Raw genomic sequence first — 24433 nt, 5'->3', positions numbered from 1 at the left:
CCTAGGTTTCGGTCGGCCGCGCTCGCTACGCTCCTCGATGGTTTCAGTCAGCGGGAGGCGAAGGCGTGCGCAGCAAGGGCGTCGCCGGATGGCTGCCGGGCTTCATCGCCCTGGCCGCCATCTGGGGCAACAGTTTCTTCTTCATCAAGATCGCGGTGGAGGTGCTGCACCCGCTCCAGGTCTCCTTCGGCCGCATGGTCATCGGCGCGGCGGCCCTGCTCGCCGTGCTGGCCATCGGCAGGAAGGCGCTGCCGCGCGACCCCCGACTGTGGGGCCACTTCCAGCTCGCCTCCGTGGTGCTCACCACGCTGCCCTTCACCCTGTTCGCCTGGGGCGAGCAGTACGTCTCGTCCGTGGTGGCCGCCATCTGGAACGCCACCACGCCCCTGTGCACGCTGGCCTTCACCCTGCTCCTGCGTACGGAGAAGCCGACCGCGAGCCGCATGGCCGGGCTCGGGCTCGGCTTCGCCGGGGTCATGGTCGTGCTCGGCGTCTGGCAGCCGATGGCGGGCGGGCAGCTCGGCGGCAGCCTGGCCTGCTTCGGCGCGGCGATGTGTTACGGCGTCGGCGGCGCGTACATGGGCCGCTTCATCACCGGGCGCCGGCCGGAGCCGCCGGTGGTGCTGGCGGCCGGGCAGCTGCTCAGCGGCGCCGTGCAACTCGGCGTGATCACGCTGGTGGCCGGGGTGCCGCTGGTCGACCTGTCCGCGCCGGCCGAGGTCTGGTGGAGCATGGCGGGTCTGGGCGGCCTGGGGACCGGGCTGGCGTACCTGCTGCTGTACTGGGTGCAGGTCAGAGCGGGGGTGACGACCACCTCGACGGTGACGTACCTGCTGCCGGTGTTCGCCGCGGTCTCCGGCGTGGTGGTGCTGGGCGAGACGATCAGCTGGAACCAGCCGGTCGGCGCGGTGATCATCCTGCTGGCCATCGCGCTGACGCAGGGCGCGCTGAAGGCCGGCCGGAGGCGCGAGTCCGTGCCCGCGGCGGGCTCGCGCTCCTGACCCTGATGGCGGGCCGCCGGGCCGGCCGTCCCTGAGCGCCCGGCCGGCCGGCAGCCCGCCTGCTGCGTCAGCCGTCCGAGGCAGGGCGGCGGCCGCGGCCCGAGGCCGGCTTCTTGCGTCCCGCCACGAGCGTGTCACCGGGCGCCGACGCGGCGGCGGACTCTCCGTCGCCGCGCCTGGCCTCCGCGGCCGGCTTGTCCTGCGGACGCGCGTGCGGCGCGGTGTCCTCCAGGCTCGCGTCGTCGTCCTGCGTGGGCTTGTCCGAGGCGCGCCCGGCGGCCGGTGGCGGCTTGTCCGGGTCGCGTAGCGAGGCGATGACCCGGTCGGCCTCGGCGTCGGCGGCGAACTCGTTCTCCGCCTCCGATTCCCTGCGCCGGATCACCACCATGTGGTCGACCGACAGCCGTCCCGCCCCGACCACCGCGAGCAGCAGGGACGCGGCGGCGAGCAGGACCAGTTCGTTCATGGTGATCGGATTGAGCGGAGGCGCGACCAGGAAGACCGCCAGCGCCTCGGCGAACAAGATCAGCCCGGTGGTGGAGACGGCCAGCCCGGCGATCAGCAGCGCGCCGCCGATCAGTTCCGTGAGCATGGTGACCGTGGCCCAGGCACCGGGTGCGGGAGCACCCTGCTTGAGAAATTCCGCCCCGGTGGCCGTGAGGCCGTCTTCCAGCTTCGTCCAACCGTTGGCGAAGAATATGCCGCCCACCCCGATGCGGGCGACTAAAGCAGCAAGATCACGAAGGACCGCTTTCACGGTAGTTGTCTGCCCTATACGGGACATCGCACACCTCAATCACGGTTGAGCAGCACGGCCACCGCGACGGCGGTGAGGCTGAGCAGCACGACGCTGACGACCACGGTCGTGTGCAGGGCGTTGACGAAGGCCCACCGGGCCGCGTCGAGCAACGCGCCGCCGGTGGTGCCGCCGATCTTGTGCGCGGCGTGGGCGGCGCCGGCCAGGGACTGCCTGGCCTCCTCCATGGAGGCCTCGGACACGCCGGGGACGGCACGCAGCGCGGGCGCGTACACGATCGTGGTGATCGTGCCGAGCACCGCGACGCCCAGGCCCGCGCCCAGCTCGTAGGCCGTCTCCTCGATCGCCGCCGCCCCGCCCGCCTGCGCCTCTGGCGCGGAGGACATGATCGTGTCGGACGCGGCCAGCAACGCCACCTGCACGCCGAACCCGATGCCCACGAAACAGATCGCCAGCAGCACGGGATGGCCCTCGACGCCCCAGGTGAGCGTGGGGGTGAGCGACAGCGCGACGAGCCCGAGCCCGCCGCTCATGGTGGCCCGCATGCCGATCCTGGCCAGGATGTGCGCCGCCGCGAGCCCGCCGGCCACGGCCGAGACGACCAGCGGCAACATCCTGATCGCGGCACGCAGCGGGCTGTCGCCGAGCACGAGCTGCAGGTACTGCGCCAGCATGAGCTGCAGCCCGACCAGCGCGAACACGCCGAGCAGCACCCCGGCCACGCCGGTGGCGAACTCGCGCCGCCGGAACAGCCCGACCTCCAGCAGCGGCGCGGCGAGCCTGGTCTGCCGCCGGACGAACAACACCAGCAGCCCCGCCCCGGCCAGGAACACCAGCACGGCGGCGGGGAACGGCATCAGGCTGCCCGAGCCCGCCTCCTTCAGCCCGAACGCCAGCGCCAGCAGGCCCAGCACGGACAGCGCCGCGCTCGGCCGGTCCCAACGGCCCACCTCCCTGCGGCCCACGTCCTTGAGGCCCACGTCCCCGCGGCCCGCCTTTTTAAGGCCCATGTCGCTTTCAAGGCCCGTGTCGCTGCGGCTGGGCGACTCCGGCAGCAGCCGGACCGCGGCGGGCAGGAGGACGAGCAGGATCGGCACGTTGATCAGGAAGACCGAGCCCCACCACAGGCCGACGAGCACGCCGCCGACGAGCGGCCCGACCGCCGCGCCGGCCGCGGCGACCGCGCTCCAGACGCCGAGCGCGATGGCCCGTTCGCGCCGGTCGGTGAAGACCTGCCTGATCAGAGAGAGCGTGGCCGGCATGATCATGGCGCCGCCGACGCCGAGCAGCGCCCTGGCCAGGATGAGCGTCAGCGGCGTCGGGGCGAACGCGGCCGCGGCCGAGGCCACGCCGAACAGCACGAAGCCGCACAGGACCAGACGTTTCCTGCCGTACCTGTCGCCGAGCGTGCCGAACATGATCAGCAGCGGGGCGACGACGAGCGAGTAGACGTCGATGATCCACAGCAGTTGCACCGCGGACGGCTCCAGCGCCGCGGTGAGCGCGGGGACCGCGATGTGCAGGACCGTGGCGTCGACCGTGATCAGCAACAGGCTGACGCACAGCAGCACCAGGATGGACCAGCGCTTGTCCTGATGCCGCCGCTCGGCACGCCGTATGACGGGTGCGGCCTGGGTGACGGTCATGGCCCTCCTTGCAGGCCGATCCGTTCGCGAGGCCCGCACGTGCTGGTGCGTGACAGGTTAGGCCATCTCCCCCGCCCGGGATAGCGGTATCGGATGATCCACGGCTGCCGCTCACCTCTCTAGAGAGATACAGCCATATGTCGTCATCTATCCAACATCGCGTAGCCAACCGATCATGGAGCCGTGGGGACCGATGAAAGTGATGAAAAGGGCGACATACCTGATCGGTCCCCGCGTGAGTGGTGTGCCGAGGCGCTGGCCAGGCTCGACGCGGGCCGTCCCGAGTCGGCGCTGCGTGCCGCGCGCCGGGCCGCGGACCTCGATCCCGCCAACGAGTGGGCGCACCGGCTGATCAGCCTGGCCCACGAGCGCCTGGGCCGCGACGCCGACGCGACCCCACCGGCCGAGCAGGCCGTCCGGCTGTCGCGCGGCTCCTGGTCGGCCCGGCTGCGCCTGGCCGCGGTGCTGCGCCGGGCGCCGGGCCGCTGGAGCGAGGCCGTGGCGCACGCCGAGCACGCGCACCGCTTCGCGCCCGAGGAGCCCGACCCGCAGGTCATGCTGGGAGACCTGGCGCTGCTCGGCGGCGACCACGCCGGGGCGGAACGTTCCTACCTGGCCGTCCTCGACCGGCGGCCCGAGCACGCGCAGGCCCGGGTGAACCTGGGTCTCGCCCTGCTGCGCTGGCAGCGGCCGCGGCCGCACCACGACCCCGCCTGGCCGCTGGACCCGCGCGAGACCGGCCGGGCCAGGCGGGCGCTGGAGGTGTGGTCGCGCCAGGTACGCCTGCTGCTGGCGGTGGCCACGCTGGCGATCGCGGCGGCCGCGCTCCGGCTGGACTGGGGCAGGCAGGCGGAGGCAGGCGGCCTGGTCGTGCTGGCCCTGGTGGCGGTGATCACGATCAGGCAGGCCCGCAGGGTGGGGATCTGGCCGTACGTGCCCGCCATGCTCGGCCGCGACCCGTGGCTGGGCACGGCCGTGGTGTCGGCGGCGATGTCGGTCCCGGCGTTCGCGGCGTGGCTGCTGCTGGCCGCGGTGCCGGTGCTGCCTGCGTCGTTCGACCCGGTCTGGGCGGGGCTGGCCGGGATCGTGGTGCTGGGCTGGCCGGTGCTGGCGGCCGTGCGCGCATTGGCCGACGCGTGGCGTGGCAGGCCGGTGCGCGCGCTGGCCGAGTTCGTCCGGGCCGGGTCCGAGCGCAGCGCGCGCAGGAACGCCGGGGTGACGTTGTGGATCGTGCTCGGGCGTACCTGGTCGGTGCTGGTGCCGCTGCTGGGCGGGGCGCTGGTGATGGAGCCGCGGGCGGCGCTGGTGGCGGTGGTGGCGCCGTACCCGCTGCTGCGTTGTTACCGCCGGGTGCGGCACCGGGGGGACGCGTGGCTGCGCGTGGCGATCTGGCTGCTAGTGGTGGCCGCGCCGGCCTGCGCGGTCGGCGGGGTGCTCGGGCAGGTGTGGGGGTGGCGGATCGGGCTGGGCGCGCTGGGCGCGGTGGCGGCGGTGTTCGTGCTGCGCGCCGCCCTGGCCTGGTGGCGCGGCGGCCCCGGGCCCTGGCGGGCGTCGCTGATCATGTGCGACCTGCCGGTCGGCGGCGCGCCGTCGGTGGCGCTCGATCCCGAGGTGCGCCAGGCGTTCGCGTACGCCAGGAGCATCGTGTTGTCCTACGACGACCCGCTCGGCCCGCGCGTGGTGGGCGCGGTGGCCTCGGTCACGGCGGCGGGCGAGCTGCGGCTGATCGCCGAGCCGGCGGCCTGGGCGGCCATCGAATCCGACCCGCGCGTGGCGGTCTTCGCCGCCGACCCGCTGCAGCGGCGGTTCTGGGTGGAGGTGCGCGGCGTGGCGCAGGCGGACTCCGACGTCCTGCGGGTCACGCCCAAGCACGTGCTCGTCGGGGAGTTCCCTGGCCGACACCAGCGCCGGTAGTTAGAATTTTGTTCTATGGAGGCCCTGCGCACCCCCGAAGAACGCTTCGCCGCCCTGCCCGACTTCCCGTACGAGCCGCGCCACGCCGAGGTGGGCGACGGCCTGCGCATGGCGTACGTCGAGACCGGCCCGGCCGGCGGCGAGCCCGTCGTGCTGCTGCACGGCGAGCCGAGCTGGTCGTTCCTGTACCGGCACGTCATGCCCGAACTGGCCGCGGCCGGGCTGCGCGCGATCGCGCCCGACCTGATCGGGTTCGGCCGCTCCGACAAGCCGGTCGACCCGGCCGGGCACACCTACGCCAGGCACGTCGAGTGGACCAGGGCGCTGCTGTTCGACGCGCTCGGACTGACCGGCGTCACCGTCGTCGGCCAGGACTGGGGCGGGCTGATCGGCCTGCGCGTCGCCGCCGAGCACCCGGAGCGCGTGGCCAGGATCGTGGCGGCCAACACGGGGTTGCCCACGGGTGACATTCCCATGCCGGAGGTGTGGCACCGCTTCAGGCAGGCCGTGCGCACCGCGCCGGTGCTGGACGTCGCGCGGCTGGTCCAGGCCGGCTGCCGGCGCGAGCTGCCGAAGGAGGTGCTGGCCGCCTACGACGCCCCGTTCCCCGACGAGTCGTACAAGGCGGGACCGCGCGCGATGCCGGGACTCGTCCCGACCGACCCGGACGATCCCGCCGCGCCGGCCAACCGCGCTGCCTGGCAGATCCTCACCACGCTGGAGCGGCCGTTCCTGGTGGCGTTCTCCGACGGTGACCCCATCACGGGCGGCATGGCGCCGATCCTGATCAGGACGATGGCCGGGGCCGCCGGACGCGAGCACCCGACGATCGCCGGAGCCGGTCATTTCCTCCAGGAGGACGCCGGGCCCGAACTCGGGCGGCAAATCTCCGCTTTCGTGACCTCCACCTAGCGTGTCAGGGCCGCCCAATCGTCGGTCCGGTGCGGTATAACCAGGGGCGGACCGGGGAGGCGTGATGCGTGAGTCCGGCAGGGCCCAGGCCGCGGGGCGGGCCGCGGCGCGGGATCTGTTCGAGCAGGTGCGGGAGCGGTACTTCCACATTCCCGCCGCCGTGCGCCGGGTGCTCTACGTCGTCGTGCTGGTCGCCGTCATGGCCGCGGCGGCCATGCTCGGCTGGGACCTGAGCGCGACCTTCCCGCTCACCGTCGCGCTGCTCGGCTTCGTCGCGCTGACCATGCGTTATCCGCGGGCGGCGGCGACCGCGCTGGTGGTGGTGGCCTGGGTGGCGCTGGCGCTGGTGCTGTTCTCCGGGCTCTTCCCCGCCGGGTCCAACGGCCTGCACCTGATGGTCGCGCTGGCCCTGCCCGTCGCCGCGGGCGCGCATCTCATCCGCTGGGTGGCGCCCTGGGTGACCACGCTGTCCGCGCTGACCCCCGCGGGCCTGCTGGCCGCCGCGCTCTCGCTGATCGGGGTGGGGGCCGCGGTCTGGGGGGCGTACCTGACGGCCGGCGCCGTGCTGGTCTACCGGTTCCTGCTGGCACGCAAGGCCAAGGCGGAGACCACCGCCGAGGAGCAGGTCAGGGTCAGGGGGCGCGAGGGCAGGCCCGAGTCGCCCGCCGACAAGCAGGGCGCGCTGCCGCAGATCTCCGTCGAGGAGGCGCTCAGCGAGCTGGAGAGCATGGTCGGCCTGGCGCCGGTCAAGGAGCAGGTGCGCTCGATCGCCGCCTCCATCGAGGCCTCCAGGCTGCGGGCCGAGGCCGGCTACACCACCGACCGGCCCACCAGGCACTTCGTCTTCGTCGGCCCGCCGGGCACCGGCAAGACCAGCGTGGCCAGGGCGGTCGCCAAGATCTTCTACGCGTTCGGCCTGCTCGACACCCCGTACGTGGTGGAGGCGCAGCGGGCCGACCTGGTCGGCGAGTTCCTGGGCGCGACCGCGATCAAGACGAACGAGCTGGTCGACCGGGCGCTGGGCGGCGTGCTGTTCATCGACGAGGCATACGGGCTGATGAACTCCTCCGACGGCCAGCCCGACAGGTTCGGCGCCGAGGCTGTGCAGACCCTGCTCAAGCGGGCTGAGGACGACCGCGACCGGGTGATCATCATCCTGGCCGGCTACGAGCAGGAGATGAGCGCGTTCCTGTCCAGCAACCCGGGCCTGGCCAGCAGGTTCGCCACCCGGGTGCGGTTCCCCGGCTACTCGCCCGCCGAGCTGGTCGAGGTCACCGAGCTGCTGCAGCGGCGCAGGGGCGACATCATGGCCGCCGAGACCAAGCAGGTGCTGCTGAGCAGGTTCGACGACGTCCAGCGCCGCGGCCTGGTCGACGAACTGGGCAACGCCAGGTTCGCGCGCAGCCTGGTCGAGGCCGCCGCGCAGGCCCGCGACGTGCGGGTGGTGGGCGCGGGCGGCACGCCGACCACGCAGGACCTGGTCACCACCACCACCGCCGACGTGACCAAGGCCTTCGACGAGCTGACCGCGCGCTTTCGCGGCTACGTTGCCACGCCCACGCTGGAGGAGGCGCTGGCCGACCTCGACAGGATGGCCGGCCTCGCCCCGGTCAAGCGGCAGGTCCACGCGATCGCGGCGCAGCTCCAGGTGGCGCGCATGCGGCAGGAGCGCGGCCTGCCCACGCCGCAGCAGATGCGGCACTTCGTGTTCGTCGGCCCGCCGGGCACCGGCAAGACCACGGTGGCCAGGGTGGTGGGCCGCATCTTCGCCGCGCTCGGGCTGCTGGCCAGGCCCGACGTGGTCGAGGCGCACCGCGCCGACCTGGTCGGCCAGCATCTCGGCGCGACCGCGATCAAGACGAACGAGCTGGTCGACCGGGCGCTGGGCGGCGTGCTGTTCATCGACGAGGCCTACAGCCTGGTCAACCCCGGCTACTCCGGCGGCGACGCGTTCGGCGCCGAGGCCGTGCAGACCCTGCTCAAGCGGGCCGAGGACGACCGCGACCGGCTCGTCATCGTGCTGGCCGGCTACGAGCGCGAGATGGACGCGTTCCTGTCCACCAACCCGGGCCTGGCCAGCAGGTTCAACCAGCGGGTCGCCTTCCCCAGCTACAGCCCGGGCGAGTTGTCGCAGATCGCGGTGCTGCTGGCGGAGAACGCCGGCGACAGCTTCGACGAGCAGGCGCTGCGCGACCTCGACGAGGTGTTCGCCTGGGTGTGCGAGGAGCGGCTGATCGACGGCCTGGGCAACGGCCGGTTCGCGCGCTCGCTGTTCGAGCGGGCGGCGATGCGCCGCGACGTGCGCCTGGCCGCGCACGCCTCGCGCGGCGGATCGGCCAGCTCCGCCGATCTCACCACAATCACCAGCGACGACGTCAGAACGGCCGTAGACGAACTTTCCGGACGTTAATCAGACCCCTCTTTGACGCTTGCCTGCGATCCCTCGGTGACATGGTGTAGCAATATGACTACACGGCGTGCGCATCCGGAGGGGGGACGATGGCGGGGTTCCTGGCCCGCAGGCTGCTCAACTACGTGGTGCTCGTCGCCGTCGCCGCCAGCCTCGCCTACCTGCTCGCCGCCGCCGCGCTCGACCCGCGCTCCAACTACGCCGACCGCACGCCCAAGCCGCCGCCCGCGGTGGTCGACGCCCAGCTCACCGCGCTCAACCTGAACGACAGGACCCCGCTGCTGCAGCGCTACGCCACCTGGGCCGGCGGGGTGCTGCACGGCGACTTCGGCAAGACCGTGACGGGGTCGCCGGTCAACGACGATCTCCGGCGGCGGGCCGGCGTCACGTTCCGGCTGATCATGCTGGGGCTGATCTTCGGCAGCCTGCTGGGCGTGCTGGTGGGCGCGCTGGCCGCGGTCAAGCAGTACGGGTGGTTCGACCGGCTGTCGACCGCGCTGTCGTTCGCGGTGCTCGCGATTCCGGTGGTGGTGCTGGCCAACATGCTCAAACTGGTCGGCACCTGGGCCAACGACAACGTCTTCGGCCGGTCGGTGTTCCTGGTCAGCGGCGAGTACAGCGACGGGCTGGTGACCGGGTTCTGGGGGCACGTGCTCGACCGGCTGCAGCACCTGATCCTGCCCACGCTCTCGTTGTCGATCGGGCTGATCGCGGTCTTCAGCCGCTACCAGCGCAACATGATGCTCGACGTGCTGGGCGCCGACTTCGTCCGCACCGCCCGGGCCAAGGGGCTGAGCAGGTGGCAGGCGCTGACCAGGCACGCGCTGCGTACCGCGCTGATCCCGGTGGCGACGTACTTCGCGTTCACGTTCGGCGCGCTGCTGACCGGGGCCACGTTCACCGAGAAGATCTTCGGCTGGCACGGGCTGGGCGAGCGGCTGATCGACTCGATCTTCACCAACGACGTCAACACGGTGGCGGCCATCTCGCTGCTGGCCGCGGTGGCCGTGCTGCTCGCCGCGCTGGCCGCCGACCTGCTGCACGCCGCGCTCGACCCGAGGGTGAGGTCGGGATGAGCCTGCTGCCCGAGGAGGAGCTGGCCGAGGAGCTCACCGGCGGGCCCGCCGTCGAGGGGCGGGCGCCGTCCAGGCTCAAGGTGGTGGCCGGGCGGTTCCTCCGCTCGCGTCAGGGGATGCTCGGCCTCGCGGTGCTGGCGCTGATGTTCCTGCTGGCCTTCTGCGGGCCGCTGGTCAACCGGTGGTCCTACACCGACAAGGACTTCATGGCGTTCCTGCAGCCGCCGTCGGCAACGCACTGGTTCGGCACGCTGCAGACCGGGGCCGACGTCTTCGCGGTGACGATGCGCGGCATGCAGAAGTCGCTGATCGTCGGGTTGCTGGCGGCGCTGGTGTCCACGGCGCTGGCGGCGGTGGTGGGCGCGTTCGCGGGATACTTCCTCGGCTGGACCGACCGGGCGCTGAGCTGGCTGACCGATCTGCTGCTGGTGCTGCCCGCGTTCCTGATCCTGGCGATCATGTCGCCGCTGTTCGGCTCCGGGCAGTGGGCGCTGTTCGTGATCATGCTGGCGCTGTTCCTGTGGATGATCACGTCCAAGGTGGTGCGCGGGATGACGATCTCGCTGAAGGAGCGCGAGTACATCCAGGCGGCCAGGTACATGGGCGTGCGGCCGACCACGATCATCTTCCGTCACGTGCTGCCGAACCTGTCGTCGCTGCTCATCGTGGACGCCACGCTCAACGTCAGCTCTGCCATACTCACCGAGACGTCGCTGTCGTACTTCGGTTTCGGCATCCAGCCGCCCGACGTGTCGTTCGGCACGCTCATCGCCGACGGCTCCAGGACCGCGGTGTACGCCCCGTGGACGTTCTGGTTCGTGGCCGGGCTGCTGGTGATCACGGTGCTGGCGGTCAACCTGATCGGCGACGCGCTGCGCGACGCGTTCGACCCGACCGCGAAGAGGCCACGATGAGGCCGGTCCTGCAGGTCACCGAGCTGAACGTGGCCTTCGACGGCGTCCGCGCGGTACGCGGGGTCAGCTACGCGGTACGTCCGGGCGAGGTGCTGGGCATCGTCGGCGAGTCCGGCTCGGGCAAGTCGGTCACCTCGGCCGCGGTGATGGGCCTGCTGCCGCAGAACGCCAAGGTCACCGGCTCGGTACGGCTGCACGGCCAGGAGCTGATCGGAGCCCGCGAGCGCGAGCTGACCGCGCTGCGCGGCAAGGCCGTGTCGATGGTGTTCCAGGACCCGCTGTCGGCGCTCACCCCGGTCTACCGGGTCGGCGACCAGATCGCCGAGGCGGTACGCGTGCACCAGCGCATCAGCAGGGAGAACGCCGCGGTCAAGGCGGTCGAGCTGCTGGAGCTGGTCGGCATCCCGCGCCCGGCCGAGCGGGCGCTGGCCTTCCCGCACGAGTTCTCCGGCGGCATGCGGCAGCGGGCGATGATCGCGATGGCCATCGCCAACGACCCCGACGTGATCATCTGTGACGAGCCCACCACCGCGCTCGACGTCACCATCCAGGCGCAGGTGCTGGAGGTGCTGAAGAAGGCGCAGCGCAAGACCGGGGCGGCGATCATCATGATCACGCACGACCTCGGGGTGGTGGCCGGGTTCGCCGACCGGGTGCTCGTCATGTACGCGGGCCGGCCGGTCGAGATCGGCGAGGTCGACGACATCTACCAGCGGCCGCGGATGCCGTACACGGTGGGGCTGCTCGGCTCGATCCCGCGCGTCGACCGGGGCGGCCGGCATCCGCTGGTGCCGATCGAGGGCGGCCCGCCCGCGCCGGCCGCGCTGCCGCCGGGCTGCCCGTTCGCGCCGCGCTGCCCGCTGAAGATCGACGAGTGCGACGCGTCCGAGCCGCCGCTGTTCGAGACGGACACCCTCGGCCACCGGGCGGCCTGCATCCGCTGGCAGGACGTGCGCCCGCCGCGCGGCCCCGGCAAGCACGCCGCGCCGCCGGCCGAGGAGCGCCCGCCGCGCTCGGATCGCGTGGTGCTCGCCGTCAGCGGGCTGGTCAAGCAGTACCCGCTGATGAAGGGGGCGGTGTTCAAGCGGCGGGTCGGCACCGTGCACGCGGTGGCCGGGGTGACCTTCGACCTGCGCGAGGGCGAGACGCTGGGCCTGGTCGGCGAGTCGGGCAGCGGCAAGACCACCACGCTGACGCAGATCCTGGAGCTGGCCGCGCCGCAGGAGGGCCGCATCGTGGTGCTGGGGCACGACACGGCCGGGCTGAGCGCGGCGGGACGCACCGGGGTCAGGCGCGACCTGCAGGTGGTCTTCCAGGATCCGCTGGCCTCGCTCGACCCGCGCATGACCGTGCACGACATCGTCGCCGAGCCGCTGCGCACGCACGGCGTGCCGCACCCGGGGCGGCGGGTCGCCGAGCTGCTGCGGCTGGTCGGGCTCGACCCGGCCGCCCACGCCGCCCGCTACCCGCAGGACTTCTCCGGCGGCCAGCGCCAGCGCATCGGCATCGCCCGCGCGCTGGCGCTGGAGCCGAAGCTGCTGGTGCTGGACGAGCCGGTCTCGGCGCTCGACGTGTCGATCCAGGCCGGGGTGATCAACCTGCTGGCCTCGCTGAAGCGGCGGCTGGGGCTGTCGTACTTGTTCGTCGCGCACGACCTGGCCGTGGTGCGCTACATCGCGGACCGGGTGGCGGTGATGTACCTGGGCAGGATCGCCGAGATCGGGCAGGTCGACGCCGTCTACGACGCGCCGGCGCACCCGTACACGCAGGCGTTGTTGTCGGCGATCCCGCTGCCCGACCCGCAGCTGGAGCGCGGGCGCGCGCGGATCCTGCTGGAAGGCGACCTGCCCAGCCCGGCCGACCCGCCGACCGGCTGCCGGTTCCGCACCCGCTGCCCGAAGTTCCGCGCGGAGCTGACCGACGACGAGCGCAGGCTCTGCGTGGACGTCGAGCCGGAGCTGCTGGCCGTCGGCGAGCGCGGCCACGACCAGGAGGCCGCCTGCCACTACGCAGAAAGACGCGACGTCATCTGACCGCGACGTCATGAAGTCCCAGGAGGAATCGTCCGAATGAAAGCATCACGTCTTGTCGTGGCCGTCGCCGTGGCCGGGTCGCTGTCACTGGCCGGCTGCGGCAAGGCCGGTCAGGAGGGCGAGGGCGGCGCCGGGGGCAGCGGCACCCCGTCCATCCAGGCCTTCGACATCAACCCGCAGCCGCGTGACAAGGTCAAGGACGGCGGCACGCTGCGCTGGGGCATCAACGAGTTCCCCGACCAGTGGAACAGGAACCACGTCGACGGCAACCTGGCCGAGGCCGCCGTGGTGAGCAACGCGCTGCTGCCGCAGGCGTTCATCTCGAACGAGAAGGCCGACATCTCGGTCAATCGCGACTACGTGCTCGACGCGAAGGTGACCGAGCAGTCGCCCAAGCAGGTCGTCACCTACACGCTCAACCCCAAGGCCAAGTGGTCCGACGGCAAGCCGATCACCTGGGCCGACTACCAGGCCCAGTGGAAGGCGCTGAACGGCAGGAACCCCGAGTTCCACATCGTGTCCTCCACCGGCTACCAGGACATCGAGAAGGTGGCGCGGGGCAAGGATGACCACGAGGTGATCGTCACCTTCGCCCGGCCGTTCAGCGACTGGCAGTCGCTGTTCGGGCCGCTGCTGCCAGTGGCGGCGAACAGCACGCCGCAGTCGTTCAACGGCTCGTGGCTGAACAAGATCCCGGTGACCGCGGGGCCGTTCAAGTTCAAGGGCATCGACCCGACGGCCAAGACGATCACGCTGGTGCGCGACGACGCCTGGTGGGGCGAGCGGGCCAAGCTCGACCAGATCATCTATCGCGCGTCGGAGCAGGATTCGCTGATGGGCGCGTTCAGCAACGGCGAGCTCGACTTCGTCAACATCGGGCCGTCCGCGCCCGACCTGTCGCGGGCCAACTCCACGCAGGGCGCGGCGGTGCGCCGGGCGGCCGGGCCCGATTTCCGGCACTTCACCTTCAACGGCTCCAGCGAGCTGCTGAAGGACGAACGGGTGCGGCAGGCGATCCAGCTCGGCATCAACCGCCAGGCGATCGTGCAGTCCGACCTGCAGGGGCTGAACTGGCCCATCACGCTGCTGAACAACCGCTTCTTCATGAACACCCAGGAGGGGTACCAGGACAACGCCGGTGAGCTGGGGGTCTACAACCCGCAGAAGGCCAAGCAGCTGCTCGACGCGGCCGGCTGGAAGCTGAACGGGGCCGTGCGCCAGAAGGACGGCAAGCCGCTCGACCTGCGGTTCGTGGTGCCGTCCGGGGTGCAGTTGAGCAAGTCGGAGGGCGAGCTGGCGCAGAGCATGCTGGCGCAGCTCGGGGTGAAGCTCACGCTCAAGGCGGTGCCCAGCGACGACTTCTTCAGCAAGTACGTCATCCCCGGCAACTTCGACATCACGCCGTTCGCGTACATCGGCACGCCCTTCCCGATCTCGAGCAGCTACGGGATCTACGCGAACTCGCCTACCGGCAAGACGTGGAACGCCAACTTCGGGCGCACCGGCTCGCCCGAGATCGACCGGGCCATGAGCCGCGCCGGCCAGAGCCTCGACCCGGCCGAGGCCAAGGCGGCCACCAACGAGGCCGACAAGCTGATCTGGCAGAAGGTCAACGTGCTGCCGCTGTATCAGCGTCCGCAGCTGGTCGCGGTGCGGGAGAACATCGCGAACCTGGGCGCCCGCGGCTTCTACGACCTGCGCTACCAGGACATCGGCTTCACCGGCTGACCTCCGCACCCGGTCCGGTCCGCGGTGCCCGGGCTGCCGGGCGAAAGCGTCGGTGGGCGGGTGTAGAACATGGTGTCGTGACTCTTCACCTGACCTGGCCCCAGATCCTGGCCTGGCGGCTGCGCCGGCAGTTCGTCAGCCGCGCCGACGCCCCCGGTCCCGTCGAGGTGGCGCGGCGGCTGTGCGGCGTGCAGACCCAGGTCGCCTCCTCGGCCCAGCTGGCCATCGCGCTCAGGAGCGCCGAGGCCGATCCCGGCGCGATCGACCGGGCGCTGTGGGCCGAGCGCACGCTGGTCAAGACCTGGGTCATGCGTGGCACCCTGCATCTCGTCCCGGCCGACGAACTGGCCGACTACTGCGCGGTGCTGAGCACGTTGCGTTCCTGGGAGAAGGGCGCCTGGCAGCGCGGCCACGGCGTCACCGCGGCCGAGATCTCGGCGATCATCGAGGCCGTGCCCCAGGCGCTGGCCGGGCCGCCGCTCACCCGGGAAGAGCTGGTCGACGCGGTGGTCGAGGTCACCGGCGACGCGCATCTGCGCGAGGCGCTCACCTCGGGCTGGGGCGCCCTGCTCAAGCCGCTGAGCCGGCTGGGCGAGCTGTGCTACGCGCCGCCGCGCGAGGGCCGGGTGACCTTCACCGCCCCAGGGCAGTGGATCACCGGCTGGCCGCGGGCCCTGCCGCCGGCGGACGAGGCCGCGGTCCGCTTGGCCCGCGCCTACCTGGGCGCGCACGGCCCGGCCACGCCGGAGATGTTCGCCACCTGGCTGTTCGGCACGGTGGCGAGCAAGACCCTGCTCAAGAGCTGGTTCCGGGCGCTGGCGCCGGAGCTGACCGAGGTCACCGCCGACGACGGCCAGAGCCTGCTGGCCCTGACCGAGCACCTCGACGACCTGGCCGCGACCGCCCCGACCGGCGACGTCCGGCTGCTGCCCGGCTTCGACCAGTACATCCTGGGCGCGCCGCGCTCGCTCACCCCGCTCATCCCGGCCGACGTCAAGTCCAGGGTCAGCCGCCAGGCGGGCTGGATCTCGCCGGTGGTGGTGCATCAGGGCCGCGTGTCGGGCGTCTGGGAGCCCAAGAACGGCAAGGTCGTGCTCGACCTGTTCGAGCCGCTGCCCGAGGGTCCGCTGGCCGAGGCCGTGGCCCGGGTGGAGGCCCTGCTGTAACGGGCTCAGGCGGACGAGCCGGCCATCACGCGGTCGACGATGCCCTTCGTCCCCTCCTGACGGGCGCAGTGGGCGCAGCAGTACCAGTGCTCGCCCGACTGCACCCCGTGCCCGATGACCTTGGTCCCGCAGTGCTCGCAGATCGGGGCCATCGCCTGGATCGCGCACTGGAAGCAGTCGAAGGTGTGCACCGCCCCCTGCGCGTGCACCTCGAAGGACATGTCGTAGTCGTTGCCGCACGTCTCGCAGACAGCCATGGTGATCCCCTTCTCGCAGTACGATCCGCCGGGGGGATACCCGGTTCCCGGGTCTGTTCTCCTCAAATGACGCCCATATTCATCGGAAGAATCGGAAGGACCGCAGCGCCAGCGGCACGCCGAGCACGCCCAGGCAGGCGACGGCCGCGGGCAGCCCCACCCAGGTCGTCAGCAGGCCGACGAGCGGCGGGCTCACCACGAAACCCGCGTACGACACGGTGGAGACGATCCACACCAGCGTGCCGCGCGGGTCGTCGGCGGCCGCGCGGCTGAGCAGGGCGGGCACCAGCGGCCCGAGCGCGAGGCCGGCCAGCCCGAACCCGGCCATCGACACCAGGGCCGACCCGCCCAGGCCCGCCAGGGCGATGCCGGCGCCGCCGCCCGCGCCGGCCACCAGGCTCAGGTGGCTGAGCGAGAGCCCGGGCAGCGCCTGCGCGGCGATCCGGCCGGCGGTGAGCGCGCCCATGTACACCGCGGGGGCGGCCCCGGCCAGCAGCGGCCCGGCGCCGCGATGCGCTTCGAGCAGCAGCACCGACCACTGCTCCACCGCGTTCTCGATGACGAGCGCGCACGCGGCCGTCGCCCCCAGCCCCAGCGCCGCCCGCCACAGCCCGCCGGGCGGGGCCCTGGCTCGACCGGCTCTGACTCCGCGCGTCCTGGCTCGGGCCCTGGTTCGGCCGGTCCTGCCTGAACCTGGCCACCGGGCAGGGCGCGTAGCGGCGGCGCGGCGGCCAGCACGAGCACGGCGACGGCCGCCCCGAGCGCGACCAGCACCAGCACGAGCTGCCACCGGGACGAGACCAGCGCGAGCGCCCCCACCGCGAGCCCGAAGGCGACGACGGCGGCGATCAAGCCCGGCCGTTCGCGTCCCCGCGCCCACCGTCCGGCCAGCGTCATCGCGGGCAGCGCGCCCACGGGCACGGCGGCCAGCGCCAGCCCGAGATCGGCCGCGGACAGGCCGAGCTGGTCCTTCAGCGCGGGCAGCAACACCGACCAGGAGCCCCAGAAAACGCCCCACATCGCGCACACCACGATCAGCGGCATCCGAAGGCACCTCCCACGCGGATCTGTCAGAACCCCTTGCACATCCGGTTGAGTCCCAGTAAAGATCGGCGATGTCCTCAATGCCCCCCTGCCGAAGGGAAACACGTGCTCACCCGCACGGTCATCGCGGCCGCCCTGGTCGCCGCCGGTATCGCCGCAACGCCGTCCGCCGCCTACGCCACCTCGGCCGGCTACACCCCCGAGCGGGTCTGCGGCCCCGGCTTCCACCGGGTCAAGGACGGCCACCGGCCGATGGAGACACGCGCGGGCGCCGTGTTCGGGCACGTGTACCTGATGTACAACAAGCGCACCGGCAAGAACTGCGTGGCCGCGATCAAGACGGCGTACACCGGCACCCGCACGGTCACCGGCGCGTACCTGGAGGTCAGGGGCGGCGGCCGGTCGGAGGACGCGCAGAAGTACCGCTACTACGCCGAGACCGGCCACCTGGACGGCAGCTGGAAGTGCGTGCGGTACGCCGGCTGGACCCGCGACCCGCACAACCGGGTCGAGGCGTGGGGCGGCCGCAAGTCCTGGGGCAACTGCGGGGGCTGACGGCCTCGTGCGGCCATTCGGTAGAAATGCATTGAGCCGGACGGCCGTACCCCGTTAGGTTGGCGCGCATGGCGGATGGCAAGCCTCCGCCAAGCCGCCGTCAACCGGCGCGGCGCATCGTGAGACACGAAGAGCTGGAGCACGGCAACGCGGGAAGGGGGCAGACCCATGAAACGCGTCAGAGTCATCAAGGCGACGACGAAACGGCGTCCGGACCGGAGCACGGACCTGGACCTGCGGTCTCCGTCGGGCCGCAAGCTCCCCTACTGAGGTCAGTCCTTACACAAAACTTACCTACGTGTCTGTAGATAACATAGGTAACAAGAACGTCACGGGGGGCTCACGATGAAGAGGCTAGCGGTGGTGCCGCCGCAGGTCGCCAGGCACAAGATCCGCGACATCCGCTCGGCCGCGCGGCGGCGCCGCGCCGCCGCCGCGGACCCCAAGGTCGTCGATCTGCACGCCTACACCGGGCGCAACGTGCTGCGTTTCCCCGGCGGCCCCACCCCCGCCGCCTGACGCGCCTACCCGTAGAGCTTCTTGGCGTAGGCCTCGCCGTAGTACGCCTCGAGTTCCTCCACCGTCTCCTCGACCTTCTGCACTTCCTTGACCAGGCTGGCGTGCGACGGCAGCACGTCGGGCCGCCAGCTGTCGGGCTTCCAGAGCGAGGAGCGCAGGAACGCCTTGGCGCAGTGGAAGAAGATCTGCTCGATCTCCACCACCAGCGCCAGGTGCGGCCGGTTGCCCTTGACGATCATCTCGTCGAGGAACGGGGCCTCGCGGACGAGCCTGGCCCGGCCGTTGATGCGCAGCGTCTCGTTGCGGCCGGGGATCAGGTAGACGAGGCCGACGTGCGGGTTGCGCAGGATGTTGAGGAAGCCGTCGGCGCGCCGGTTGCCCGGACGGTCCGGGATGGCGATCGTGGTGTCGTCGATGACGTACGTGAAGCCGGCCGGGTCGCCCTTGGGCGAGACGTCGCAGTTGCCCTCCGCGTCGGAGGTGGCGATCAGGCAGAACGGCGACGCGGCCAGCCACTCCCTGTCACGCTCGTGCAGCCGCACGCGTTCCTTGGTCAGCGCACGCGGCATCACCTCGCCGAGCAGTTCGCGCAGTTCCGTCTCCGACCCGATCTCCACCCAGCTCATGCGTTCTCCTCTCGGGGGTACGCCCAAATCTTGCCAGGGCGTCCGGATTGCGCACTGTGCGGGGTGTCCGGGTGTCACCACCTGCGGGCGTAGGCCATGGCCGCCAGCAGGGCGTCGCGCCGGGCGGCGAATTCGTCCGGGTCCATGCCCTCGCGTTCGGCCCGCAGGTGCAACATCGTCAGCTCGGTGGCCGCCTGCTGGTAGTCGCTCATCGCCCGGCCCAGCCCTCTGGACCTGGCCCAGGACCTGGCCTGCTTGCGGCGCGAGAGCGTGGTCAGCATCCGCACGTCGTCCGGGGTGACCAGGTGGGTGCTCTCGTAGCCGGGCAGGTAGGCGGCCATCTTGGCGACCAGGTGCTGGCGTTCGCGCACGCTCACCACGATCAGGCCGATCAGCACCAGCATGATCACCAGGTAGGCCGGGATCAGCAGCGTGCGCGGGGCGAGGGTCGCGGCGCCGTTCCACAGCCCGTGCAGGAACACCGCGCCCAGGTAGCCGAGCGGGATCGCGGCGTACCTGGCCGGGTTGCGCCGGGTGAGCGCGTAGGCCACGCCGACGCCGATGAGCGAGGTGTAGATCGGGTGGCCGAGCGGGTCGATCAGGCCTCTGAGCACGAACAGCTGCATGACGCCCGCGGTGCCCGACTCGTCGAAGGCCATCATGTAGTAGCCGATGTTCTCCACGGTGGCGAAGCCGAGCGCGCACATGGAGGCGTACACGATGCCGTCGGTGAGGCCGTCGATCTCCCGTTTCCTGCGCAGCAGGAGCAGCAGCGCCGATCCCTTGAGCGCCTCCTCGATGACCGGCGCGAGCAGCACCGCGCCGACCTCGTTGACGATGCGCGTGCCGTATCCGGCGCGCTCGAACAGCGACTGGCCGGCCTCGGTGAACGCGATGGCCAGCAGCACCGCCACCCCGGCGCCCCAGGCGAAGGCGAAGATCAGGTGCAGCTTGGGCTCGGGCTCCAGCCGGTCGATCGACAGCACCGCCGCCAGCAGCACCGGCAGCGGCGCGAACCCCATCAGCGCCGACAGCCCGAAGCTGAACGGCCCGCCGGAGATCAGCAGGATGGCCAGCACGGCCAGCGCCAGGAGTCCCGAGATCACTAGGGCGATCAGCAGGAGCTTGCTCGGCCGCTGGGCCATGGGGGGAGCTGTCATCGGGTGTCTCCTCGGCTCGGGCGCATCCACCACAGCATCCCCGCTTTGGCCCCGCTTTCCCCGGTGAATTCGCCGCTTACCGGGGTAACGGTCTGGGATGATCGCCGAATTGTACGAGCGCTGGCTGCTGCGGATGTGGAACGGCGACTTCGCGCTCGCCCACGAACTGGTCACCCCCGACTTCACCGGCCACTGGCCGGGCATGGACGTCTCCGGCCCGGACGGCCTGACCGAGGCGCTCCGGCAAGGTCACGAGCCGTTCGAGAACGTCACGGTCACCCTCGACGTGGGCCCGGTCGTCGACGGCGACCTGGTGGCGGCGCGCTGGACGTTCAGCGGCGACTACCTGGGCACGATCCCCGGCGCCACCGCGCGGAAGGGCACCAGGGTCGCCTTCAGCGGGCACGACCTCCTGCGGGTCTCCGAGGGGAGGTTCGCCGAGTACTGGGTGATCTCCGACGCGCAGACCTTCTCCCGCCAATTGGGCATAGGGTGACATTCTCAGCAAACCCCATGGGGAGGGTGGATGTCACAGCACGGTCCCGGTCAGGGCCCCGGTCCGCGTTCGCTCGGTGACGAGGACCTGTCGCGGATGCTGGCCGGGCAGCGCTTCGGCGCGCTGGCGACCAACAAGAGCAGCGGCCACCCGCACCTGTCGACCGTCCTGTACACCTGGGACCCCGGGCAGCGGGTGGTCCGCGTCTCCACGGTCGCCGACCGGCTCAAGGTCCGCCAGCTGCACAAGGACCCGCGGGCCGCGCTCTACGTGGCCAGCGCCGACTTCTGGTCGTACGCGGTGGCCGAGGGCCTGGCCGAGCTGTCGCCGGTCAGCGACGAGCCCGGGGACGAGGTGGGCAGGGAGTTGCTGGCCATGCAGCCGCCCTTCGCCGACCCGGCCGCCGAGTCCGCGTTCCTGAGCCAGATGGTGGCCGATCGCCGGCTGGTGATCAGGTTGCGGGTGTCTCGTCTGTACGGCACCGCACTCGACCTGCCGAGCGAGTAAACCACCCGGTCAGGAGCCGTACAGCCGGCGCCGGACCTCGAATCTCACGTTTCTCAAGCCGGGACGCCAGGAAGATCAGGCCCCCGGCGGCCCTTGCATGTTCGCTGACCGGGGCTTACGATCCGCGTAATTGTTAGGAAACTTTCTTTAAAGAAAGGCTTTCTACGTGCGCCGATTAGTCACCCCCCTGATCGCCGTTGTCGTGATCATCGCCCTGTCGGCTCTACCGTCGCAGGCCGCGAGCCGCCTCATCGCCACGTTCTCCTTGTCGGGGAACACCGGCACATTCGTGGTGAACAACCCCGGGACCACCGCTGTGAGCGGTTGGACGATCGTCTTCGAACTGCCCGCCGGGGTCACCGCGTCCAATCCGCAGAACGCCACCATCAGACAGAGCGGCACCAAGGTGACGCTCACCCCCGCCTACTACATCAACACCGTCCAGGCGGGCAGGAGCACCGAGCCGTTCAGCCCCAAGGTGACGCTCAGCTCGGCCGTCCAGCCGACGAGCTGCCTGATCAACGGGGCCAAGTGCGACGGCAGCGGTGACGAGCCGCCGCCCCCGCCGCCGATCAGCGCGACCTACGACGTGAGCGGCACCTCGGCCAAGTTCATCGTGGCCAACAACGGCACCGCCGCGCTCAACGGCTGGTCGATCGTCTTCGACCTGCCGGCCGGCGTCACCGCGAGCAACGCCTCCAACGGCTCGATCACCCAGTCCGGCCGTACGGTCACGCTCACGCCCGCCCACTACAACACCACGGTGAACCCGGGCCGCACCACCGAGCCCTACAGCCCGACGTTCACGGTCAGCCAGGCCAACGCCGAGCCGACCAGCTGCCGCATCAACGACGTGAACTGCGACGGCGCCCCCGACGCACCGCCCGGTGCGCCGGGCAACCTGCGTTCGCCGGTCAAGACCACCAAGACGGTCTCGCTGGCCTGGGACGCCGCCACGGCGGGCAGCCTGCCCATCGTCGGCTACGAGGTGTACAACGGTACGGCGCAGGCCGCCTCGGTCACCGGGACCACGGCGACCGTGTCGGGTCTGACCGCGAACACCGAGTACACGTTCACGGTCAAGGCCAAGGACCGCAAGGGCACCCTGTCGCCGGCCTCGAACGCGCTCACGGTCACCACCCGCAACCCGGCCGACGACACCCAGGCGCCGTCCACGCCGGGCGGGCTGACCAGCACCGGCAAGACGTCCGCGAGCGTCACGCTGAGCTGGAGCGCCGCCACCGACAACAGCGGCGTGGCCAACTACGACGTGTACGTGGGCTCGACGGTGGCCACCACGGTCACCGGCACGACCGCGACCGTCACCGGCCTGTCGCCGTCCACCGAGTACAGCTTCACCGTCAAGGCCAGGGACCTGTACGACAACGTCTCCGGGGCCTCCGCCGCGGTGAAGGTGACGACGGCGGATATCGTGGAGACCGGGTACGCCCGCGTCGGATACTTCGTCCAGTGGGGTATCTACGGCCGCCAGTTCTTCGTCAGGAACCTCGACACCAGCGGGGCCGCGGCGAAGCTCACCCACATCAACTACGCCTTCGCCAACATCGACCCGCAGAACCTGACCTGTCTGCAGGGCGTGACGAAGGGCACCACGCAGAACCCGCAGGACCCGAACCAGGGTGACGGCGCGGGCGACGCAGAGGCCGACTACGGCCGGCCGTTCAGCTCGGCGCAGTCGGTGGACGGCGTGGCCGACACCGGCTGGGAGAAGCTGCAGGGCAACTTCAACCAGCTCAAGAAGCTCAAGGCCAAGTACCCGAAGCTGAAGGTGCTGATCTCGCTCGGCGGCTGGACGTACTCCAAGTACTTCTCCGACGTGGCCGCCACGGACGCCGCGCGTAAGAAGTTCGTGTCGTCGTGCATCGACATCTACATCAAGGGCAACCTGCCCGTGTACAACGGCAAGGGCGGCCCGGGCACCGGCGCCGGCATCTTCGACGGCATCGACCTCGACTGGGAGTGGCCGGGCGCCGAAGGGCACGCGGGCAACCACATCAGCCCGAACGACAAGCGGAACAACACGCTGCTGATCGCGGAGTTCCGCCGCCAGCTCGACGCGCTCACCACGACGACGGGCCAGCGGTACCAGCTCACCGCGTTCACCCCCGCCGACCCGGTCAAGATCGAGGCCGGCTGGGAGCTCGCCGAGGTCGCCAAGCACCTGGACATCTTCAACGTCCAGGGCTACGACTTCCACGGCGCGGGCAGCGACAACTCCTGGGAGCCGAACCGTACCGGCCACCAGGGCAACCTCTACCTCGACAGCGACAGCCCGTACAACCCGGACTTCAGCGTCGAGAAGGCGGTCGACGTCTATCTCCAGGCCGGGGTGAGCCCCCGCAAGCTGACCATCGGTCTCGCCTACTACGGGCGCGGCTGGCAGCAGGTGACGGACGGCGGCAAGTACGGCGAGTGGCAGGACGCCAAGGGCGCCGCACCCGGCCAGTTCCAGGAGGAGGCCGGTACCAGGGGCTACAGCAACCTGCTCGCCAGCGTGCCGGGCTGCACGATCCGGCACGACGAGCCGGCGGTGGCGACGTACTGCTACACCGGTAACAACGGCCAGTGGTGGTCGTTCGACGACGCGTGGTCGATCGGCAAGAAGACCGCGTGGCTGAAGAGCAAGGGCCTGCTGGGCGCGATGATCTGGGAGATGTCGGGCGACACCGCCAACGGCGCCCTGACCACCGCGCTGGACGCGGGACTGAGGTAACACCGTTTCTCGACGGCGGTATCCCGAAATTTCGGGATACCGCCGTTCGGGCATGATGGCCTCGTATCTCCTGCAGGAAGGTCGGGCCATCATGCGGCATGTCGGAATTCTCGCCCACAGCACGGAAGGCGCCGCGCTGTGCTTCCTGTCCTACTGCCAGGAGGGCTTCCGCCGCCTGGGCCGCCACGACCACCCGGACGTCACGCTCGACTACATCGCCTTCGGCCGCAGCATGCCCGCCTGGGACGCCGGTGACCACGACGCGGTGCGCGCGACGCTGGCGGTGAGCGTGTCGCGGCTCGCCCGGGCCGGCGCCGACTTCTTCGCCTGCCCGGACAACACCGCGCACCTGGCGCTCGAACGTCCTGGCGACGACCTGGCGCTGCCCGGCCTGCACATCGCCGAGGTGGTCGCCGACCAGGCCGAACGCGACGGGCGGCGGCGGGTGGGCGTGCTCGGCACGGCGTACACGATGGACGGTCCGGTCTACCCGCGCGCGCTCGGGGCGCGCGGCATCGAGGCCGTGGTGCCCGATGAGGACGACCGGCGTCTGGTCAACGAGATCATCTTCGCCGAGCTGGTCAACGGGGTGTTCAGTGACAGCTCGCGGCAGGCGTACCTGCGGGTGATCGAGAAGCTGGCGGCGCGTGGCTGCGACGCGGTGGCGCTGGTGTGCACGGAGATCCCGCTGCTGGTGACGCCGGAGGTCGCGCCGCTGCCGACGCTGGACTCGACGCGGCTGCTGGCGAGCGCGGCCTATGAGGTGGCGACGGGCGAACGGGCACTGCCGTCGTGGCGCGGCGGCCCGGTGGCGGGAAATGCTCACTTGAGTGGCACCGTCTCGCTATCATTTTCTTGACCGGTCGTCATTCGATCTTGTCATGGTCGGGTCGTTGGCTTTCTCCCCCCATCGAGGAGATCCATGTTCCGACGACTCGGCCTCGTTCTCGTGGCCTCCTGGGTCGCCCTGTCCCCTCT

21 protein-coding genes are annotated in these 24433 nt (G+C 71.3%); 15 read left to right on the top strand and 6 right to left on the bottom strand.

Annotated elements, in window-relative coordinates; all coding sequences use genetic code 11:
- The first annotated feature begins 65 nt into the window (after positions 1-65).
- Complete coding sequence (locus tag HII36_RS04245) at positions 66-1001, top strand: DMT family transporter (protein WP_173521702.1); 936 nt, start codon at positions 66-68, stop codon at positions 999-1001.
- Between the two features lie 67 nt (positions 1002-1068).
- Here HII36_RS04245 and HII36_RS04240 read toward each other — a convergent pair whose 3' ends face one another.
- Positions 1069-1785 (bottom strand): DoxX family protein, encoded by a 717-nt coding sequence (locus tag HII36_RS04240; protein WP_236003188.1) that lies wholly within the window; start codon positions 1783-1785, stop codon positions 1069-1071.
- An 8-nt stretch (positions 1786-1793) separates the two neighbouring features.
- On the bottom strand, positions 1794-3404 hold the full coding sequence (locus HII36_RS04235; RefSeq protein WP_173521700.1) for an MFS transporter: 1611 nt from the start codon (positions 3402-3404) through the stop codon (positions 1794-1796).
- Between the two features lie 183 nt (positions 3405-3587).
- On the opposite strand from HII36_RS04235, the gene HII36_RS04230 reads away from it, so the two are divergent.
- The 8 genes from HII36_RS04230 (at position 3588) to HII36_RS04195 (ending at position 15557) form a co-directional block, all read left to right on the top strand.
- Positions 3588-5318: a tetratricopeptide repeat protein gene (locus HII36_RS04230; protein ID WP_173521699.1), complete on the top strand. Its 1731-nt coding sequence runs from the start codon at positions 3588-3590 to the stop codon at positions 5316-5318.
- A 15-nt stretch (positions 5319-5333) separates the two neighbouring features.
- Positions 5334-6230, top strand: coding sequence for a haloalkane dehalogenase (locus tag HII36_RS04225; RefSeq protein WP_173521698.1), 897 nt, complete (start codon positions 5334-5336; stop codon positions 6228-6230).
- Positions 6231-6294: 64 nt separating this feature from the next.
- Positions 6295-8640: an AAA family ATPase gene (locus HII36_RS04220; RefSeq protein WP_173521697.1), complete on the top strand. Its 2346-nt coding sequence runs from the start codon at positions 6295-6297 to the stop codon at positions 8638-8640.
- A gap of 89 nt (positions 8641-8729) precedes the next feature.
- On the top strand, positions 8730-9716 hold the full coding sequence (locus HII36_RS04215) for an ABC transporter permease (RefSeq protein WP_173521696.1): 987 nt from the start codon (positions 8730-8732) through the stop codon (positions 9714-9716).
- Positions 9713-10630, top strand: coding sequence for an ABC transporter permease (locus HII36_RS04210; protein ID WP_173521695.1), 918 nt, complete (start codon positions 9713-9715; stop codon positions 10628-10630). The genes HII36_RS04215 and HII36_RS04210 overlap by 4 nt, the downstream gene beginning before the upstream one ends.
- The gene (locus HII36_RS04205) at positions 10627-12663 is read left to right on the top strand and encodes a dipeptide ABC transporter ATP-binding protein (RefSeq protein ID WP_173521694.1); all 2037 of its coding nucleotides are present in this window, start codon (positions 10627-10629) and stop codon (positions 12661-12663) included. Before HII36_RS04210 ends, HII36_RS04205 begins: the two co-directional genes overlap by 4 nt.
- Positions 12664-12699: 36 nt before the next feature.
- Positions 12700-14391 carry an ABC transporter family substrate-binding protein gene (locus HII36_RS04200; protein ID WP_217369148.1) on the top strand — a complete coding sequence of 564 codons (1692 nt, stop codon included), beginning with the start codon at positions 12700-12702 and terminating at the stop codon, positions 14389-14391.
- 77 nt (positions 14392-14468) lie between these two features.
- The gene (locus HII36_RS04195; protein ID WP_328807583.1) at positions 14469-15557 is read left to right on the top strand and encodes a winged helix DNA-binding domain-containing protein; all 1089 of its coding nucleotides are present in this window, start codon (positions 14469-14471) and stop codon (positions 15555-15557) included.
- Positions 15558-15562: 5 nt separating this feature from the next.
- Here the strand turns inward: HII36_RS04195 and HII36_RS04190 are convergent, their stop codons facing one another.
- Together HII36_RS04190 and HII36_RS04185 are read right to left on the bottom strand one after the other, a co-directional pair.
- Positions 15563-15814 carry a hypothetical protein gene (locus HII36_RS04190; protein WP_173521693.1) on the bottom strand — a complete coding sequence of 84 codons (252 nt, stop codon included), beginning with the start codon at positions 15812-15814 and terminating at the stop codon, positions 15563-15565.
- A 79-nt stretch (positions 15815-15893) separates the two neighbouring features.
- Positions 15894-16361, bottom strand: coding sequence for an MFS transporter (locus HII36_RS04185; protein WP_173521692.1), 468 nt, complete (start codon positions 16359-16361; stop codon positions 15894-15896).
- 602 nt (positions 16362-16963) lie between these two features.
- On the opposite strand from HII36_RS04185, the gene HII36_RS04180 reads away from it, so the two are divergent.
- The gene (locus HII36_RS04180) at positions 16964-17413 is read left to right on the top strand and encodes a hypothetical protein (protein WP_173521691.1); all 450 of its coding nucleotides are present in this window, start codon (positions 16964-16966) and stop codon (positions 17411-17413) included.
- Positions 17414-17758: 345 nt separating this feature from the next.
- On the top strand, positions 17759-17932 hold the full coding sequence (locus HII36_RS04175; protein WP_173521690.1) for a hypothetical protein: 174 nt from the start codon (positions 17759-17761) through the stop codon (positions 17930-17932).
- 5 nt (positions 17933-17937) lie between these two features.
- Here HII36_RS04175 and HII36_RS04170 read toward each other — a convergent pair whose 3' ends face one another.
- The gene (locus HII36_RS04170) at positions 17938-18558 is read right to left on the bottom strand and encodes a pyridoxamine 5'-phosphate oxidase family protein (RefSeq protein WP_173521689.1); all 621 of its coding nucleotides are present in this window, start codon (positions 18556-18558) and stop codon (positions 17938-17940) included.
- Between the two features lie 74 nt (positions 18559-18632).
- Positions 18633-19718, bottom strand: coding sequence for a PrsW family intramembrane metalloprotease (locus HII36_RS04165; protein WP_173521688.1), 1086 nt, complete (start codon positions 19716-19718; stop codon positions 18633-18635).
- Positions 19719-19815: 97 nt separating this feature from the next.
- Between HII36_RS04165 and HII36_RS04160 the strand changes: the two genes are divergently transcribed.
- The 4 genes from HII36_RS04160 to HII36_RS04145 all read left to right on the top strand — a co-directional run bounded on the left by HII36_RS04160 (position 19816) and on the right by HII36_RS04145 (position 24314).
- Positions 19816-20214, top strand: coding sequence for an ester cyclase (locus HII36_RS04160; protein WP_173521687.1), 399 nt, complete (start codon positions 19816-19818; stop codon positions 20212-20214).
- Between the two features lie 30 nt (positions 20215-20244).
- Positions 20245-20721, top strand: coding sequence for a TIGR03618 family F420-dependent PPOX class oxidoreductase (locus HII36_RS04155; RefSeq protein WP_173521686.1), 477 nt, complete (start codon positions 20245-20247; stop codon positions 20719-20721).
- Positions 20722-20887: 166 nt separating this feature from the next.
- On the top strand, positions 20888-23455 hold the full coding sequence (locus tag HII36_RS04150) for a glycosyl hydrolase family 18 protein (RefSeq protein ID WP_173521685.1): 2568 nt from the start codon (positions 20888-20890) through the stop codon (positions 23453-23455).
- Positions 23456-23546: 91 nt separating this feature from the next.
- Entirely contained in the window at positions 23547-24314 is a 768-nt protein-coding gene (locus HII36_RS04145) for an aspartate/glutamate racemase family protein (RefSeq protein WP_173521684.1), read from the top strand.
- The last annotated feature ends 119 nt before the right edge of the window (positions 24315-24433 follow it).

The sequence above is a fragment of the Nonomuraea antri genome (assembly GCF_013283785.1).
In the GTDB taxonomy this organism is placed as follows: Bacteria; Actinomycetota; Actinomycetes; order Streptosporangiales; family Streptosporangiaceae; genus Nonomuraea; species Nonomuraea antri.
The sequence above is the reverse complement of the archived record's forward strand: the minus strand, read 5'-3'. Positions and strand labels throughout refer to the sequence as shown.

What these genes read in the sequence shown, in the direction of transcription:
- HII36_RS04165 (WP_173521688.1), bottom strand. Translation starts at nt 19,718, where the DNA reads ATGACAGCTCCCCCCATGGCCCAGCGGCCGAGCAAGCTCCTGCTGATC.
- HII36_RS04215 (WP_173521696.1), top strand. Translation starts at nt 8,730, where the DNA reads ATGGCGGGGTTCCTGGCCCGCAGGCTGCTCAACTACGTGGTGCTCGTC.
- HII36_RS04200 (WP_217369148.1), top strand. Translation starts at nt 12,700, where the DNA reads ATGAAAGCATCACGTCTTGTCGTGGCCGTCGCCGTGGCCGGGTCGCTG.
- HII36_RS04155 (WP_173521686.1), top strand. Translation starts at nt 20,245, where the DNA reads ATGTCACAGCACGGTCCCGGTCAGGGCCCCGGTCCGCGTTCGCTCGGT.
- HII36_RS04160 (WP_173521687.1), top strand. Translation starts at nt 19,816, where the DNA reads ATGATCGCCGAATTGTACGAGCGCTGGCTGCTGCGGATGTGGAACGGC.
- HII36_RS04190 (WP_173521693.1), bottom strand. Translation starts at nt 15,814, where the DNA reads ATGGCTGTCTGCGAGACGTGCGGCAACGACTACGACATGTCCTTCGAG.
- HII36_RS04205 (WP_173521694.1), top strand. Translation starts at nt 10,627, where the DNA reads ATGAGGCCGGTCCTGCAGGTCACCGAGCTGAACGTGGCCTTCGACGGC.
- HII36_RS04170 (WP_173521689.1), bottom strand. Translation starts at nt 18,558, where the DNA reads ATGAGCTGGGTGGAGATCGGGTCGGAGACGGAACTGCGCGAACTGCTC.
- HII36_RS04210 (WP_173521695.1), top strand. Translation starts at nt 9,713, where the DNA reads ATGAGCCTGCTGCCCGAGGAGGAGCTGGCCGAGGAGCTCACCGGCGGG.
- HII36_RS04220 (WP_173521697.1), top strand. Translation starts at nt 6,295, where the DNA reads ATGCGTGAGTCCGGCAGGGCCCAGGCCGCGGGGCGGGCCGCGGCGCGG.
- HII36_RS04145 (WP_173521684.1), top strand. Translation starts at nt 23,547, where the DNA reads ATGCGGCATGTCGGAATTCTCGCCCACAGCACGGAAGGCGCCGCGCTG.
- HII36_RS04225 (WP_173521698.1), top strand. Translation starts at nt 5,334, where the DNA reads ATGGAGGCCCTGCGCACCCCCGAAGAACGCTTCGCCGCCCTGCCCGAC.
- HII36_RS04240 (WP_236003188.1), bottom strand. Translation starts at nt 1,785, where the DNA reads ATGTCCCGTATAGGGCAGACAACTACCGTGAAAGCGGTCCTTCGTGAT.
- HII36_RS04175 (WP_173521690.1), top strand. Translation starts at nt 17,759, where the DNA reads ATGAAGAGGCTAGCGGTGGTGCCGCCGCAGGTCGCCAGGCACAAGATC.
- HII36_RS04235 (WP_173521700.1), bottom strand. Translation starts at nt 3,404, where the DNA reads ATGACCGTCACCCAGGCCGCACCCGTCATACGGCGTGCCGAGCGGCGG.